Raw genomic sequence first — 16,503 nt, forward strand, 5'->3', positions numbered from 1 at the left:
ACGCCGGTCGGGCCGATGGCCGCAGCACGCTCGGGCGTCATGGTCGTGAGTTGGTGTCCATCGCTCCCCCACTCGGCCTGGACTGGTCCGGCGTCGAAGTCGTCGTTGGCGACGGCGCCCGCGATGGCGCGGCCGGCACCGGCGGCCGCCTCGGGGTAGAGGTCGAGGGTGGTGGCCACCGAGGAGTGACCCATCAGGTCCGCGACCGCGCGGGGGTCCTTGGAGCGCTGCGCAGGACGCTGCGATCGGGAGCTCGACGCGAGGAGCAGTGGCGCTCGGGCAGACGTTGCACACAGCGCTCGCAACAAGGACCTCGGCGCGTACGGCAACCGAGGTTCCAGTTGCTTCGACCCACGCGAGGTCAACGGTCCCGATCCGGCTGCTGGCCGGCGAGTCGGTGCCGCAGGTCAGGCCCCGATCGCCCCACGCGAAGGGCCTGTCTCAGCAGGGCCTCCGGAAACGTGTCGCAAACATGTCAATCAGCTGAAGCGGACCCAAAACGTACAGTGGCTCTGACCGGCATTTCTGCTGGTCAGAGCCACTGTCGTCGGAGCCGCCTGTCGGAATCGAACCGACGACCTAGTCATTACGAGTGACTCGCTCTACCGACTGAGCTAAGGCGGCCTGCCGCCCGTGGGCGACCGCGGAAGCATACCGACGCGACCGAGGCGAGGGCGAATCGACCCGGCCAGACGACCGGACCACGATGCCGAGTCTCAGGCGGCGGCGACCTCGCGGGCGGTGAAGTGGCTCTGGGGGGCGCCGCACCAGCAGGTGAAGTGGATCTGGAAGCCGTCCGCGACGTTGTCGAGGCCGGTGAGCTGGTCGGGGAAGATCAGCTCGCGCCGGGCACAGGACGTGCAGTGGTGGGTGAACATGGGAGGCCTCCTTCGAGCATCCGGGAACATCGGTGACCCTTCTATTCTCCGGCGCCACGAGGACAAGGGGTAGGCTCTCTTTCCTGATGCTCCTCTAGGGATTCCCTAGGGTTCCCGAGCCAGAGCAAGGGGACGCGCCGATGCTGTCGCTGCACCAGCTGACCTGCTTCCTGGCCACCTACGAGCACCGGTCCCTGACCCGGGCCGCCGAGGAGCTGGGCTACGCGCAGCCGTCGGTGTCGGAGCAGGTGCGCACCCTCGAGAAGCACCTCGGCGTACCACTGTTCCGCCGCGTCGGGCGCGGGGTGGTGCCAACGACGGCGGCGGACACCTTCCGGCCGCACGCGGAGAAGGTGCTCGCCGCGGCCGACGAGGCGCAGAGCGCGGTCGCGAGCATCCGGTCCTTCGAGACGGGGACGATCCGGTTCGGGATGTTCGGCGTCGCCCGTCTGTACGGCGGAGCGGGGCTGGTCGCCGACGTACTCGAGCGCTATCCCGGCGTCCGTGTCGAGCTGGTCGGCCGGCACTCGATGGACGTGCAGGAGAACCTGCGGCGCGGGCACCTGGAGGCGGCGATGATCGCGGTCGCCGGACTGTCCAGCGAGGGGATGGCGATCACGCCGATCGCCCGCGACGAGCTCGTCTACGTCTCCGCCGATCCCGCCCGCCTGGCGTCGCCGGTGACGGCGAAGCGGATCGCCGAGGCACCCCTGGTCATGGCGGAGAGCACCTACCGCGACACCGACTCGGCGCGGATCGTGCTGCGGCGGATGCTCCACGAGGCGGGCTACAACCCCGGCACCCGGATCGAGGTCGAGGACGTCGAGACCGCGGTCGAGCTGGTCGGCCGCGGCCTGGCCGACACCATCACCAACAAGGGCGCCGCGGTGCAGCTGCTCCCCCGGCTGGCTCCGGACGCCGGCTGGGTGTCGCTGCGCCCGCGGCTCTACGACACGCTGGCCATCGTGCACCGCGCCGGCGCGACCCTCTCGCCGGCCGCCCGGCTGATGATCGAGCTCGCCACCCAGCGGATCCAGGCGATCATCGAGCCGGTCTGACCGGGCAGCCGAGCAGCCGAGCAGCCGACGTCAGCAGGTGAGCCCGTCCTCGGGGACGGTGCCCTCGATCAGGTACGCGTGCACCGCGTCGTCGATGCACGCGTTCCCCTTGTTGTACGCCGTGTGCCCGTCGCCGTCGCGGCTCACGAGGACGCCCGACTCAAGCTGGTCGGCCATCGCCACCGCCTCCTCGTACGGCGTCGCGGGGTCGCGGGTCGTACCAAGGACCACGATCGGCGCGGCGCCCGAGCCGTCGATCTTCAGGTCCGGCTCGTCGGTGGAGGCGAACGGGATCCCGTTGCACGCCGTGAGGCCCCACGCGAAGACCTCGCCGAAGGTGGGCGACGCCTTCTCGAAGTCGGGGAAGTTGGCGGGCACCTCGTCGGTCGTGATCGACCAGGGGTCGTCGAGGCAGTTGATGACGGAGATCGCCTCGAGGCTGTTGTCGGTGTAGGTGCCCTTCTCGCGCGAGCCGTAGAAGTCGGCGAGCACCAGCAGGGTCGAGCCGTCGCCGTCGAGCGCCTGCTGCAGGCCCTGGTCGAGGAAGCTCCAGTTGTCCTCGCTGTAGAGCGGCAGGATCAGGCCGTAGAACGCGAGTCCGACGGTGAGCTCGCGGTCCTCGCCGTCATTGGTCGGCAGCGGCTCCTCGTCGATGCTGGCGAGCAGGTCCTTGATCGTCTTCAGGCCGGCGTCGACGCTGTCGCCGAGGAAGCAGCCGCCGTCGTCGACGCAGTTCTGCAGGTAGGAGCGCAGCGCGGTCTCGAAGCCCTTCGCCTGGCTCAGCGCGCCGTCGCGGGCCGACAGCGACGGGTCGACGGCGCCGTCGAGCGCCATCCGGCCGACCTTGTCGGGGAACAGCTCGGCGTACGTCGCGCCGAGGCGGGTGCCGTAGGAGAAGCCGAAGTAGTCGAGCTGCTCCTCGCCGAGCGCGACGCGCAGCACATCCATGTCGCGCGCCGCCTCGACGGTGCTCACGTGGCCGGCGACCGCGCCGGAGCGGGCCGCACAGCCGGTCCAGAACCGCTCGGAGTTCTCCTCCACCTCCTTGATGCCCTCCGGGGTGTCCGGGTCGGGGTCGGCGGCGAGGTAGGCGTCGAGGGCCTCGTCGGTCAGGCAGTCGACGGGGGCGGAGTCGCCGGTGCCGCGCGGGTCGAACCCGACGATGTCGTACGACGCCCGCAGCTCGTCGGCGAAGTAGAGCTCCGCGTCGGTGACGGTGGCGGTGCCCGGGGCACCGGGGCCGCCCGGGTTGACGACCAGCGAGCCGACCCGGTCACCGGTGGCCGTGGTGCGCTCCAGCGCGAGCTTGAGCGAGCCGTCGCCCGGGTTCTGGTAGTCGACGGGGACCTCGAGGGTGCCGCACTCGTTCTGGTCGCACCGGCTCCAGACGATCTCCTGGTCGTAGAAGTCCTCCAGGGTGCGGCCGTCCGGGCCCTTCGTGGTGAGGGCGTCGCGAGCCCCGTCACCCCCGCCCCTGTCGCCGTCGGAGTCGTCACCGTTGAGCAGGACGACGCCGACACCCACCGCCCCGGCCAGCACCAACGCCCACACGGTGACGACTGCGACGATCAGGGTCCGCTTGCTCACGCACTGCTCCTCATGATGTGGGGGTCATGGCGTCCAGGGTCACCGCTGCGGCGCCTTCAACGCCACCATCATCGACTCCAGGGCCAAAGCGACCGGCACGTTGAACTCCAGCATCTGCTCCCGCGCACCGAAGATCCAGCCGATCCGGCGCAGGTTGAGCTCGGGGGTGGAGGTCTCCACGATGGCCTCCACCTGGTCGCGGATCTCCTCGTTGACCAACGCTCCGGGCGCGTGGCTGGCGAGGGCGATGGCGTCGCGGTAGACCGACATCAGGTCGGTCAGGCCGCGGTCGACGACGTCGAGATGGCGCCGCTTGGCGCGGGTCCGCTGGCCCTTCTCGAGCGCGGCCAGCGCGGGAGCGTACTCCCGCGGGCGGCGGCCCCGCTCGACCACGCCGTACGCCGCGTCGAGGTCGACCTTCTCGCGGGCGTCGAGCTCGGCGGTGATGGCGTCCGCCTCGTCCTTCGCGGTCGACGCGAGCCGGGTCGCGGCGTCCATGCAGCGCCCGAGCGTGGTCAGCCGCGCCGGCATCGACACGACCTCCTGGCGCCGGGTGCGCACGGCCTCGTCGAACGCGAGGGCCCGGGCGCGGCCGATGTGGCCCTGGCTGGCCCGGGCGGCGTACGACGCCAGCGGCTCCTCGACGCCGCGCGCGACCAGGAAGCCGGCGACCTCCTCGGCCGTGGGCGTGGAGAGGGTGACCAGCCGGCAGCGGGACCGGATGGTGGGGAGCACGTCCTCGACGGTCGGCGCGCAGAGCATCCAGATCGTGCGGCCGTTGGGCTCCTCGATCGCCTTGAGCAGCGCGTTGCAGGCCTGCTCGGTGAGCCGGTCGGCGTCCTCGACGATGAGGATCTGCCAGCGATCGCCCATCGGGCTCAGCGACGCGCGGCGGACCAGGTCGCGGACCTCGTCGACGCCGATGGAGAGCTTCTCGGTGCGCACCACCGAGACGTCGGCGTGGGAGCCGGCGAGCACCGTGTGGCAGGCATGGCAGCCGTCGGGGCAGTCGGGCCCCGCGCCGCCCTGCGTGCACTGGAGTGCCGCGGCGAAGGCGATCGCGGCGTTGGAGCGACCGGAGCCGGGCGGGCCCGTGAAGAGCCAGGCGTGGGTCATGCCCTGCCCGGCGACCGCCTTCTCCAGGGCGGTGACGACCGTGCTCTGGCCCACGAGGGTGTCCCAGACGGTCACGGCGCGCTCCTCGCGGCCTGCCCCAGCAGCGGCTCGATCCGGGCCGCGATCTGCGCGGCGATCTCCTCGATCGGCGCCCGGGCGTCGATGACCGCGTAGTGGTCGGGGTTGCGGTGGGCGAGGTCCAGGAAGGACCGGCGGACCCGCTGGTGGAACTCCAGGCCCTCCCCCTCGATCCGGTCGCGGCCCTCGAAGCGGCCCAGGCCGGCCTCCGGCTCCAGGTCGAGCACGACGGTCAGGTGCGGCCGCAGGTCACCGGTCGCCCAGCGAGACACGTCCTCGAGCTCGTCGCGGTCGAGCGCCCGGCCGGCTCCCTGGTAGGCGAGGGTCGAGTCGACGTAGCGGTCGGTGATCACGACCTCGCCGCGGGCGAGCGCCGGGCGGACCAGGGTCTCGACGTGCTCGGCCTTGTCGGCGAGGTAGAGCAGGAACTCGGTCTTGTGGGCGAGCTCGCCCGTCTCCGGGCTGAGCACGATCCGGCGCAGGTCCTTGCCGACCGGGGTGTCGCCGGGCTCGTGGGTGAGCCGCACGGCGTACCCACGCTCGGTCAGCCGGTCGTGCAGGATCCGCGACTGCGTGGACTTGCCGCCCCCCTCGCCGCCCTCGAAGCAGACGAAGACGCCGGTGTCGGCGTACTCGCCGGACCATCGCGGGTTCGGGGAGGTTGTCACGGGAGCAACCTAGACGACCGACCCGACACGGTCCCGGTCAGGACTTCTTCGCCGCCTTCTTCGCGGTGGTCTTCTTCGCAGCCGTCTTCTTCGCGGTGGTCTTCTTGGCCGGCGTCTTCTTGGCGGTGGTCTTCTTCGCCCCGCGCTTGGCGGTCTTCTTGGCCGGGCCCCGCTCACGCCGCTCGGCGAGCAGCTCGGCCGCCCGCGCGAGGGTGATCGACTCGACCGAGTCGTCCTTGCGCAGGGTGGCGTTGTACTCGCCGTCGGTGACGTACTCCCCGAACCGACCGGCCTTCACGACCACCGGCTGCCCCGAGACCGGGTCGTTGCCCAGCTCCTTGAGCGGCGGCGCCGCGGCGGCGCGACCGCGCTGCTTGGGCTGGCTGTAGATCTTGAGCGCCTCGTCCAGCGAGATGCCGAAGATCTGGTCCTCGCTGGTGAGCGAGCGGGAGTCGGTGCCCTTCTTGAGGTACGGCCCGTAGCGGCCGTTCTGGGCGGTGATCTCCTCGCCGTCCTCACCGACGCCGACGACGCGCGGCAGCGCCAGCAGCTTGACGGCGTCATCGAGCGTGACCGTGTCCAGCGACATCGACTTGAACAGCGAGCCGGTCCGCGGCTTGTCCTTCTTGGGCGCGTCCTCGGGCAGCACCTCGGTGACATAGGGGCCATACCGGCCGTTCTTCGCCACGACCTGCAGACCGGACTCCGGGTGGATCCCGAGGTCGATCTCCTCGCCGGACGGGTTGGCCAGCAGCTCCTTGGCCTTCTCGAGCGTCAGCTCGTCGGGCGGCAGGTCGTCGGGCACGTTGGCCCGCTTGCCCGCCGGGGCGCCGTCGTCGCCGGGGCCCTCCAGATAGGGGCCGTACTTGCCGACCCGCAGATCGATCCCGTCCTCCGGGTCACCCACCGGGAAGGTCGCCAGCGCCTTGGCGTCGATGTCGCCGAGGTCGTCGACGAGCCGCTTCAGGCCGGCCAGCGTGTCGGAGCCGTAGTAGAACTCGGTCAGCTCCGCGACCCGGCTCTTGTCACCGCGGGCGATGTCGTCGAGGACGTCCTCCATGCTGGCGGTGAACTGGTAGTCGATGAGCCGGGTGAAGTGCTCGGTCAGCAGCCGCACCACGGAGAACGCGATCCAGGCCGGCACCAGCGCCGTGCCCTTCTTGTAGACGTAGCCGCGGTTGAGGATCGTCCCGATGATCGAGGCGTACGTCGAGGGGCGGCCGATCTGCCGGTCCTCGAGCTCCTTGATCAGCGTGGCCTCGGTGTAGCGGGCCGGCGCCTTCGTCTCGTGCCCGTTGGCGGACAGCGACGCGGCGGAGACCGGGTCGCCCTCGGCCAGGTTGGGCAGGCGGGTCTCCTGGTCGTCCTTCGCGGCGTTGTCGTCGGTGCCCTCGACGTAGGCCTTGAGGAAGCCGTGGAAGGTGATCACGCGACCCGACGCGGAGAACACGACATCCTCGCCGGCCCGATCCGCGTGGTTCGCCGTGCCGCCGAGCCGGATCGTCACGGACTGGCCGACGGCGTCCTTCATCTGGGACGCGACGGTGCGCATCCAGATCAGCTCGTAGACCCGGAACTGGTCGCCGGTGAGACCGGTCTGGGCCGGGGTCCGGAAGGAGTCGCCGGCCGGGCGGATCGCCTCGTGCGCCTCCTGGGCGTTCTTGACCTTGCTGGCGTAGGTCCGCGGCGCGTCGGGTACGTACTCGGCGCCGTACAGCTCCTGCACCTGCGCCCGTGCCGCGCCGATGGCGCTGCCCGACAGCGTGGTGCTGTCGGTACGCATGTAGGTGATGAACCCGTTCTCGTAGAGCCGCTGGGCGACGCTCATCGTCACCGAGGCGCTCATGCCGAGCTTGCGGCTGGCCTCCTGCTGGAGCGTGGTGGTGCGGAACGGCGCGTACGGCGAGCGCCGGTACGGCTTCGCCTCGACCGACCGGACGTCGTACGTCGTGTCGGCGAGTGCCGTGACCAGGTCCTGGGCGCGGCGCTGGTCGAGGTGCACGACGTCGGCACGGGCCTTGAGCTGGCCGTCGGGTCCGAAGTTGCCGCCGCTCGCGACCCGAGTCCCGTCGATCGAGTGCAGCTTGGCCGGGAACATCCGCACATCCAGGGGGTTCCCCCCCGGAGCCCCCCCGAAGGGCATCGCGTCGAAGGTGCCCTCGAGGTCCCAGTAGGAGGCGACCTTGAAGGCCATCCGCTCCTTCTCGCGGTCGACCACGAGCCGGGTCGCGACCGACTGCACCCGGCCGGCGGACAGGCCGGACATGACCTTGCGCCACAGCACCGGCGAGACCTCGTAGCCGTAGAGGCGGTCGAGGAGCCGGCGGGTCTCCTGCGCCTCGACGAGGTCCATGTCGAGCTCGCGCGGGTTGGCGGCGGCCTCCTGGATGGCGGCCTTGGTGATCTCGTGGAAGACCATCCGCTTGACGGGGATGTTCTTCGGCTTCAGCTCGTCGAGGAGGTGCCAGGCGATCGCCTCGCCCTCGCGGTCCTCATCGGTGGCGAGGTAGAGCTCGTCGGCGTCCTTGAGCAGGCTCTTCAGCTTCGAGATGTGGCTCTTCTTGTCGCGGGGGACGACGTAGTAGGGCTCGAACCCGTTGTCGACATCGATCGCGAGCCGTCCCCACGGCTTGTCCTTGATCTTCGCCGGGGTGTCGGCCGCGTTGTTGGGGAGGTCACGGATGTGGCCGATCGAGGACTCGACGACATAGCCGTCGCCGAGGTACCCGCCGATGGTGCGGGCCTTGGCGGGCGACTCGACGATCACCAGCTTGTGGGACACAGGGACCTTCTCCACTACTCGTTCGCTGCCTGATTCGGCGGTTCACGGTAGCGCGTGGTGTCCAGTGACCCTTCTCCCGGCGTCCACGATGGGCCCCGCGGGCCGGTCGATCAGCCGACCTTGATCTGGCCGATGACCGCTTCGTTGGCGCTGATCAGGGCGTCGTCGCCGATCGCGGCCATGCCGATGTAGAGGCCGTACGCACCGGGGTCGCCGGTGTCCACGACGATCACGTCGGTGACGTCGCCCTCGACGGTGACGTCGGGGTCGCTGACCCGGATCTCGGCGGTGATCCGGTACGCCGGCTTGCCGTCGACGGTGATCTCCTCGTTCGTGAGGTCCGTGCGTCCCGTGAAGCCTCGATAGACCTTGTCGTTCCCGGTCAGGCACTGCATGACGACCTCCGCCGCGGTGGCGACGTCGTCGAAGCCATTGGCCTTCGCGAGCCCGCCGACCCCGGTGAGGGTGACCCAGCTCTCGTCGACGTTCGCGTACTGCAGCACCAGCCCGTCGCCGAAGGTGAGCTCCACCTGGTCGCCGCCGACGAGGGCGTGGTCCGGCTGGCGAGGGATCGTCAGCCCGCCCCCGGTGAGCTGCTCCGCGGCGGGGTCGAGCTCCGCCGACGGCGCCGGCGAGCCGCCGGTGCACTGGATCCCGGTGGGCTTGACCGTGCTCGACGAGCCGTCGGTCGGCTCGTCGGTGCCGTCGGTGCCGTCCTCTCCGTCGGTGTCGTCCGTCGGGTCGGACTCGTCACTCTGCGAGCTGTCGTCGCCGGCCTTCGTGTCCTCGTCGTCCCCGACGATGGCACGGATGCCGAAGAAGCCGCCGACACCGAGCAGCACCAGGGCGACGACCGCGGCGATCACGACCACCACCGTCTTGTTGCCGCCCCCACCGCCCGGGGCCGGGGTGGGACCCCACTGCTGGCCGTACCCGCCGCCGTAGCCACCCTGGCCGCCCTGCCCGGCATAGGGGCCGGCAGGCGGCGGTGGCGGCGGGCTGACCGGCACGGCGCCGTACGCCGTCGGCTGGGCCGGTGGCGGAGCCGCCGTGGGCTCGGCCGGCGGCGGAGTCGCGGCGGAACCGTCCGGGCGTGCGCCTCCGGACGGCTGCGTGGTCGTCATCTGGCTCCACGCCTGACCGTCCCAGTAGCGGTAGGTGTCGGGCGCGCCCGCGGGGTCGGGGTACCAGCCTGCGTTCGTCACGGGGACCAGCCTAGAGCGCCGCCGTCAGTCCGCGGGCCCGAGGAAGCCCTCGGCGACCAGCTCACCGAGCTCGGGGAGGTAGACCTCGCGCAGGCTGGCCGGGTCCCGGTCGAGCAGCTGCCCGACCGCGTCGACGAGCGGGCCGACGGGCAGGTCGCCGTCGCAGGCCCCGGCGACCGCCGCGACGACCGTGTCGACCTGGCGCGCCCGACGGAAGCCGCGCTGCTGGCGCAGCACGATGGTCGCCGGGTCCTCGGCGCCGACGGGGCCGTTGGTCTCCTGGACGACGTCCTCGCGGATCACCAGCCGGGTGTCGGCGTCCAGGGCTCGCGCGGCCTGTGCGGAGTCCGCCCAGGCGGCGATCGCCGGCGCGATCGGCTGCTCGACGTCGTAGGGCCACTCGAGCAGGTCGCGGGTCAGCGACCCGGCGGCCGCGCCCTCGCGGCGGCGCAGGTTGATCCAGCCGAAGCCGATCCCACCGACGCCCTGCTGCTCCAGCCACGACAGCCAGGTGTCGTAGCGCTGCGCGTAGGCCGCCGGGTCACCGCCGGTCGCGGGGTGGTGGCCGGAGTCCTTGAGCCACAGCTCGACGTACGACGCCGGGTCGAGCACCTCGCGCTGGACGACGAGGGCGTCGCACTCATCGGGCAGCCAGGTCGCGAGCCGCTCGTCCCACGGCCGGTCGCGGTCGATCACCCAGTTGGCGAGGACCTGGCACCAGCCGCCGTCGGTGAGGTGGTCGGGGGCGGTGCGGACGATGTGCTCGACGACCTGGTCGCCGGGCAGTCCGGAGTCGCGGTAGACGAGCCGCTCGCCCGTGGCCGGGGAGATGACGAACGGCGGGTTGGTGGCGATCAGGTCGAACCGCTCCCCCGCGACCGGCGCGAAGAACGATCCGTCCCGCACGTCGATCTTGTCGTCGACGTCGTTGAGCGCCGCGTTGAACCGGGCGATCGCCAGCGCCCGCTGGTTGACGTCGGTGGCGACCACGCGGTCGCTGTGGGTCGCCAGGTGCAGTGCCTGGACGCCGCAGCCGGTGCCGAGGTCGAGCGCGGTGCCGACGTCGTGGCGCAGGGTCAGCTGGGCCAGGCTGGACGACGCCGGGCTGATCCCCAGCACGTAGTCGCCGGTCACCGCCGTCGCGATGCCGTCGAGGCCCGGCGTCAGGTCGCTGACCACCCAGAGGTCGCCCTCCTCCGAGCCATAGGGGCGTACGTCAAGCCGCGCCGCGACCTCTCCCACGCTCTGCGCCAGCGCTCCCGCGTTGGCCAGCCTGTCGACCAGGCCCGGCAGGGCCCGCTCGGCGTCGGTCACCGGGACGGCCGTCTGCAGCAGGAAGAGCCGGATCAGCGTCGCCAGCTCGCCCCTGTCCGTCGTACCGGCGTCCGTCGTACGCCGGCGACCCGGTGTCGTCTCGTTGCGGGACAGCGCCGCGTGCGCCTCCGGACCGAGCAGGTCGCTGACCGCGTCGTAGGTGAAGTCGGCGGCGAGCAGGGCATCGCGCAGCGGGGCGGCGAGGGAGATCGGCAGCACGGACCAACGGTAGAGGTCCGCGCGCCGACCCCGCACTCGGCCGGCCCCAGGTGGCGTCAGCGCCGGATCCTGACCTTCTTGGCGCCGCCCGTCACGCTCGCGACCGCCTTGGTCACGGCCTTCTTGCTGACGACCTTGAGCCCCTTCTTGGTCAGCTTGACCTTGACCTTCGCCTTGCCGCCGGCCGCCACCGCGTAGGCCTTGGGCTTGGCGATCTGCTTGCCCTTCACCGTCAGGGTCAGGGTGCCCGAGCAGGGGGTGGCGCTGACGCAGGCGACGGTGAGCCGCACCTTCTTCTTGACGACCTTCACGCCCTTCTTCGGTGCCGTGACCTTCGCGGTGCCGGACGCGGTCCCGCCGGCGGGGACGAACCTGGCCAGGCCGCTCAGACGGGTGGTGTAGACCGCGCCCGCTGCATCGATGGACATGCCCTGGTAGTCGTGGAGCAGGGTCAGACCGTGGTCGGTGCGCGAGACCAGGGCTCCGGTCGGCGTGAACTCCGAGATCGCATACTCGTCGAACACCACGACATTGCCCGCCGGCGTGAGGTCGACGGCGTACGGCGTGTCGAGCTGCCCCGGGTTGCGACCCAGCTGGCCGAAGCCGCCGAGGTAGGCGCCGGTGGCCAGGTTGAACCGCTGGACGCGATGGTTCCAGTAGTCGGAGACGAAGACGGTCCCGTCGGCACCCACGACCACGTCGTCGGGCCGGTCCAGCTGGCCCGGACCCGCGCCCGAGGAGCCGATATTGCGCAGCCAGGTGCCGGTGGCCGAGAACACCTCGACCCGGTCGGTGCTGGCATTGGTGACCAGCACCTCCCCGGTCGGGGCGATGGCGACCCCGAGCGCGACGGCCTCGTCGGACAGCGTGTAGCTGCGGCCGGTCGGGCTTCCGGCGGCGGTGTAGGCCACCACCGAGGGGCTCCCGACGTCGGAGTCGGTGAGGTACAGCGTTCCGTCGGGGCCGACCGCGATGCCGGCCACGTGGGCGAGGCCGGCCGGCGTGAACGCGCCGAGCAGGACTCCGGTGGAGGAGAAGTGGTTGACCGTCGAGTAGCCGTCGACGGACCACACCGTGCCGTCGGGGGCGGTCGCCACGTCGTCGTCAGCGACGGCGTCCCAGGTGGCCGCGAGGACGTAGCCCGCGGGGCCGGCCGTAGCAGGCGGTGCCGCGGCGAGCGATCCGACGACGAGCGCTGCAGCCGCGCCCAGGGCCGCGGCGAGCGTGGCCAGTCGCCGCGACGGCCGCCCGCGGGAGTGAGTCGCCGACACCCCGACCGACAAGGACCGCACCATCATCGAACCCACCTCACGCCAGAAGACACCGGTTTGTCGCGGCACCGTGCCCACCTCGCGGGCGGCCAAACGTTCCGGTCAGGCAGGGACCGAGGCGCGGCGGGCGAGCCGGCGCGCCAGGACCGGGATCACGATCGCGGCGGCGACGGCGTGCAGCGCCATCAGGGTGAGGGCCGAGGCGACGTCGAAGCCGAACGTCGCGTCCGGCACGACCGACAGCCCGGCGAGGGCGAGCGTGGTGCGGACGAACGTCGAGCGCGGGCGGCGGGCCCTGCGGGCGAGGACCGCGGCCAGGCCGACGCCGATCATCGAGAACACGAACGTCAGCTGCGTGAAGGCCAGGACCGGGAGGCTGACGCCCGTGCCGTCGGCGAACGAGACGCCGGCCGCCGAGGCGATCGCGGCCAGCGTGGTGGTGACGACCGAGGCGCCCGCAGCCGCAGCGAGTCCGTGCCTCCAGACGGTCGGGCGGTCGGACACGGCGGACGCGGCGGCGGTGGTCGGAACGGGGAGATCGGTGGTGGTGGACATGAGCTGCTCCTGGTTGTCGGTGGGCCTGCCCGGTGGCCTGCCCGCTGCGTTCTCCACGAACGCCTTCCACCTGATACGACGCCTTGCCGGAGGAAAACTGGTCGGACGCCGGCACTGGCGGGCTGTCGTATCGGCGTGGTGCCGTTCGTGGAGAGGGCAGGAGGCGGTCATCGGGACCGCCCGGAGTCGAGGAGACGACATGACGACCTACCTGATGTCCGTGCACGGTCCCACCGAGGTGACCGACGAGTTCTACGGCTACGGGTCGAAGGAGGAGATGGAGCAGTCCTTCGCCGACACCGGCGCCTTCAACGAGCAGCTGAAGGCGGACGGCTACTGGGTCTTCGCCGGCGGCCTGGCGCCCGCCACGACCGCGACCGTGATCGACGGGCAGGGTGAGTCGCCCGTGATCACCGACGGTCCCTACCTCGAGACCAAGGAGGCCATCGGCGGCTTCTGGGTGATCGAGGTGCCCGACCTCGACGTCGCGCTGCGACTGGCGGCCGACGCGTCGCGCGCGTGCCGGGGCAAGGTCGAGATCCGCCCGTTCGACGGTCTCGCCTGACCCGGCTACCGGCATACGAGGACCTTCGCGTTCGCCGCCTGCACCGCGGCGTCGCCGGTGTAGCTCACGACGAGATGGGCGCACCGGGTCTGAGTTCGTTGACTCGCCACCGACTACGACATCTGCAGTTGGAAGGACCGAAGCAGTGACCAACTGGACGCCTTCACCTCGTCATGCGCCACTGGCCCGCGCCACGATGCAGGTCAACAATCACGACTTGTCACGCCTATGACAAACCTGTGTGGCGGAATTCTCTGCACAGGTCACAGCCACCAAGTCCTCTTCACCGTTGACGACGATAGGAGTTCGCAATCTTCACCAAAACCGATGAGGAGTGAATTCACCTTGTTTCTGATGAAAGGCCGCCTACCACGAGAAAGGCGCGTCCGAACCGCCGTCCTCGCGATCCTCGCAACCGGTGTCGCATGGGCTTCGCTGGGTTCGACACCAGCACTCGCCGACCCCTACCCGGTCGACGGGGGACCGGATCGCGGGCAACACAGCTACTGCTTTGACGGCGCCCACCCCATGAACACCGACGTACACACCCGCGCGCTGTCGACGATGGCGAACGTGGACGCCCAGACCGCCGTCACGACCGTGCAGCACACACCCTGTCGAGCACGCACCGACGTTCGATTCCAGCAACGCCCCATTTCGCCCGGCGTGATCGGATACGCGCCATGCGCCGCACGAGTCGTGGGTAGCACGGACTGTGACATTCGCGATGTGCGTGTCTACTGGGCTGAGATCGAACGACTGTCCGCGCACCCGAAGCGGGAAGCGCGCCACACTCTCTGTCATGAGGTGGGCCACACCCTCGGGGCATCCCACTACGAGAGCTGGCTGGTGAACCCTGACGGAACGTGGGCGACGAACAGCTGCATGATCAGCGGTCTGGCCGATGACGGTTCCTTGTGGACACGGTCATACGGACCTCACCACATCGCTCATATCAATGCATGGTTCAGCTAGGAGGTACGAAGATGCGAAAGAAGATGATTGCCGTGACGACGGTCGTGCTCCTGGCTACGACTGCGGGATGCGGCTTCACGCCTGCGGCTGAGAAGCGATCCGCGCCTGGACCACAGGGAGCACCTACGGCCCTTACAGAAGGCGCATCGAGCGTTCTGAGCAGACTTCGCGAGGGACTCAACTACGTCGTCTACCCCTCCCCCGACAAGCTCGTCGAAGAGCGAGGAGCTGCTTACGTGGGCGAGGTGCACGAGATACGCGAAGGACGGACGCTCCTGTCCAAGACAGACGGCGGCTGGACACGAGACAACTCTGTCGTCATCACCGTCAGAGTGACCCGGGAACTCCGAGAGCTGCAGGGTGCCAGTGCGGACGGCATGATCTATGTGTCGATGCCGCGTGGCGTCAACGCGGTGACGACCGACGGCAAGATCATGGGGAGCGATCCCCATCCCTCCATCGAGGAACTTCGGCGTTCGCTTCCGAACGGTCTCAAAGTTCTGGTGATGGCAGGGGCCATGGATCCCGGCCTCGCCCTCAGCAACCCGTCGACGAGGGTCGAGAAGGATCCTCGCATCGTGCCGGGCGAGGCACTGCTCCTCGACGGCTTCCATCCGCAGACCGTGGTGTTCGACCAGGGAACCGAACCGCTCGATGCCTGGGCCGACTACACCTTCAACGAACTGGTCGCTGCAGCCACGGATTGAGGAAACCGAGGAGCGTGGTCGCACACGAGCTGTGCGGGTGGGCCGAGCCGGCGATCTTCATGAAGGATCGCCAGCTCGGCCCGAGGGCCAGCTACCGGCGCACCTTCACCTTGACCTGAGCGCTGGCGCCGTTGACGGCGGCGTCCCCGGCGTAGCTCACCACGAGCTTGTGCTTGCCGGCCTTGAGCTTCTTGAGCTTCACGATGACCGTGCCGCCGGCGAGCACGCCGGTGCCGACGACCTTGCCCTTCGCGGTGACGGTGACGGCGCCGGACGGCGGCTTGGCCGCGGAGACGGTGACCTTCAGCTTGCCCCTCTTGGTGGGCCGCAGCGTCCCCTTGGCCTTCGCCTGCACCGTCGCCGGCAGCTTGATCGCGGCCAGGGAGCCACCGAGGGAGCTGTTGCCGGACAGTCCGCCGGGCAGGCCACCACCGGTGCTGCCGAGCGGACCCGTGCCGGTGGCCGCGCCCCCGCCCGAGCCCGCGGCGGCCGTCGTGAAGGACTGCCAGGCGCCGTACGTCGTCGCGCCGCCCGTCGGGGTGAACTTGCCGCGCCAGTAGTAGGTGGTGCCGGGACTCAGCGTCGGGAACTCCGGCTCGTTCCAGTCGGTCCACAGGTAGACCGCGGGGTCGCCGCCGCCGTACGGCAGCGACTTCGACCACTGCGGCGCCGCGCTGTTGGTGCTCAGGTCGACCCCGATCGAGCCACCGAGGTTGTTGGTGATCGCCTGGAAGTAGGAGACGAAGCCGTACCGGGTCGCGCCGCCGTCGGGGTCGGTCGCGGTGTTGACGGAGGACGGGGTGTCGTAGAGGACCTGGTGCGGTGACCCTGGCTGGCCGCTGCCGCCGGCCCCGAACACGTAGACCGGTGCCTGCAGGCCCACCGTCGCGTCGTTGTTGCCGTCGATCGTCTTCACGCCGATCGTCAGGTTGGCACCCGACAGCGGCTGGCTCGCCTTCACCGGGAACTGGAACTCCCAGTGATGGCCCTGCGCCACGCCCCACAGGCCTGCGTCGCGGTCGTTGTAGTAGGCGCCGCCCTGCATGTTCCCCCAGCCCGGGCAGTTGCCCTGGGGAGCGGCACCGCCGCTGCCGTCGTACCCGCACCGGATCTGCTGTGAGGTGTCGAACGTGACGCCTGCCGGCAACGAGATCGTCGGGTGGAAGTAGGTGCCGCCCGCGCACGGATTGCCCATGCCGTAGACCGCGTAGTGGATCCAGAACGTCTGGCCCACGGCCGGTACGCCGCTGTCCGGGTCGGCCCAGTAGCCGGCGTAGGCGCCGATCCCCGCCTCCGTGTACGGCGTTCCCTGGATCAGTCCGAAGCAGTTGACCACCTGGGTGTAGCCGATGCCGCCGTCGTACCAGCCGCCCGGCTCGTCGGCGGCAGCGGGCGCCGGACGGAGGACGCCGGTCCCGAGGAGGAGGGCGACGAGGACGGCGAGGTAGCGCAGGGTTCTGGTCACCCTGTCATTCGGCCATCGCCGATCGGGGTGTCGCGTCAGGGTCGGACCCCAATGTTGGGG

Annotated in this window: 13 protein-coding genes and 1 tRNA gene; 3 read left to right on the forward strand and 11 right to left on the reverse strand. The window is 70.5% G+C overall.

The window, feature by feature from the left end:
* Window positions 1–551: 551 nt before the first annotated feature.
* Window positions 552–624, reverse strand: a tRNA-Thr gene (locus KVF89_RS20960).
* A gap of 92 nt (window positions 625–716) precedes the next feature.
* Complete coding sequence (locus KVF89_RS20965) at window positions 717–878, reverse strand: hypothetical protein (RefSeq protein WP_257428318.1); 162 nt, start codon at window positions 876–878, stop codon at window positions 717–719.
* Between the two features lie 140 nt (window positions 879–1,018).
* Here KVF89_RS20965 and KVF89_RS20970 point away from each other — a divergent pair, with 140 nt between their 5' ends.
* The gene (locus KVF89_RS20970) at window positions 1,019–1,936 is read left to right on the forward strand and encodes a LysR family transcriptional regulator (RefSeq protein ID WP_257428320.1); all 918 of its coding nucleotides are present in this window, start codon (window positions 1,019–1,021) and stop codon (window positions 1,934–1,936) included.
* A 30-nt stretch (window positions 1,937–1,966) separates the two neighbouring features.
* Here the strand turns inward: KVF89_RS20970 and KVF89_RS20975 are convergent, their stop codons facing one another.
* The 8 genes from KVF89_RS20975 to KVF89_RS21010 form a co-directional block, all read right to left on the reverse strand.
* Window positions 1,967–3,523 (reverse strand): alpha/beta hydrolase, encoded by a 1,557-nt coding sequence (locus KVF89_RS20975; protein ID WP_257428322.1) that lies wholly within the window; start codon window positions 3,521–3,523, stop codon window positions 1,967–1,969.
* A gap of 39 nt (window positions 3,524–3,562) precedes the next feature.
* The gene (locus KVF89_RS20980) at window positions 3,563–4,714 is read right to left on the reverse strand and encodes a DNA polymerase III subunit delta' (protein ID WP_257428324.1); all 1,152 of its coding nucleotides are present in this window, start codon (window positions 4,712–4,714) and stop codon (window positions 3,563–3,565) included.
* A complete protein-coding gene (gene tmk, locus KVF89_RS20985; RefSeq protein ID WP_257428326.1) occupies window positions 4,711–5,385 on the reverse strand; it encodes a dTMP kinase in 675 nt (224 codons plus the stop codon). The genes KVF89_RS20980 and tmk overlap by 4 nt, the downstream gene beginning before the upstream one ends.
* A gap of 37 nt (window positions 5,386–5,422) precedes the next feature.
* Complete coding sequence (topA, locus tag KVF89_RS20990) at window positions 5,423–8,167, reverse strand: type I DNA topoisomerase (protein ID WP_257428328.1); 2,745 nt, start codon at window positions 8,165–8,167, stop codon at window positions 5,423–5,425.
* 110 nt (window positions 8,168–8,277) lie between these two features.
* Window positions 8,278–9,372 (reverse strand): DUF2510 domain-containing protein, encoded by a 1,095-nt coding sequence (locus tag KVF89_RS20995; protein WP_257428330.1) that lies wholly within the window; start codon window positions 9,370–9,372, stop codon window positions 8,278–8,280.
* 24 nt (window positions 9,373–9,396) lie between these two features.
* Window positions 9,397–10,905, reverse strand: a complete 1,509-nt coding sequence (locus KVF89_RS21000; protein ID WP_257428332.1) for a DUF7059 domain-containing protein — start codon at window positions 10,903–10,905, stop codon at window positions 9,397–9,399.
* Window positions 10,906–10,961: 56 nt separating this feature from the next.
* The gene (locus KVF89_RS21005) at window positions 10,962–12,203 is read right to left on the reverse strand and encodes an NHL repeat-containing protein (RefSeq protein ID WP_257428334.1); all 1,242 of its coding nucleotides are present in this window, start codon (window positions 12,201–12,203) and stop codon (window positions 10,962–10,964) included.
* A gap of 75 nt (window positions 12,204–12,278) precedes the next feature.
* On the reverse strand, window positions 12,279–12,731 hold the full coding sequence (locus tag KVF89_RS21010; protein ID WP_257428336.1) for a DUF6069 family protein: 453 nt from the start codon (window positions 12,729–12,731) through the stop codon (window positions 12,279–12,281).
* A 199-nt stretch (window positions 12,732–12,930) separates the two neighbouring features.
* On the opposite strand from KVF89_RS21010, the gene KVF89_RS21015 reads away from it, so the two are divergent.
* Both KVF89_RS21015 and KVF89_RS21020 read left to right on the forward strand, forming a co-directional pair.
* Window positions 12,931–13,296 (forward strand): YciI family protein, encoded by a 366-nt coding sequence (locus KVF89_RS21015; protein WP_257428337.1) that lies wholly within the window; start codon window positions 12,931–12,933, stop codon window positions 13,294–13,296.
* A 986-nt stretch (window positions 13,297–14,282) separates the two neighbouring features.
* Complete coding sequence (locus KVF89_RS21020) at window positions 14,283–14,978, forward strand: hypothetical protein (protein WP_257428339.1); 696 nt, start codon at window positions 14,283–14,285, stop codon at window positions 14,976–14,978.
* A 91-nt stretch (window positions 14,979–15,069) separates the two neighbouring features.
* On the opposite strand, the gene KVF89_RS21025 is transcribed toward KVF89_RS21020, so the two are convergent.
* Window positions 15,070–16,443, reverse strand: coding sequence for an Ig-like domain-containing protein (locus KVF89_RS21025; protein ID WP_257428341.1), 1,374 nt, complete (start codon window positions 16,441–16,443; stop codon window positions 15,070–15,072).
* Window positions 16,444–16,503 lie beyond the last annotated feature (60 nt).

It is taken from the genome of Nocardioides carbamazepini (genome assembly GCF_024614185.1).
Taxonomy (GTDB): Bacteria; Actinomycetota; Actinomycetes; order Propionibacteriales; family Nocardioidaceae; genus Nocardioides; species Nocardioides carbamazepini.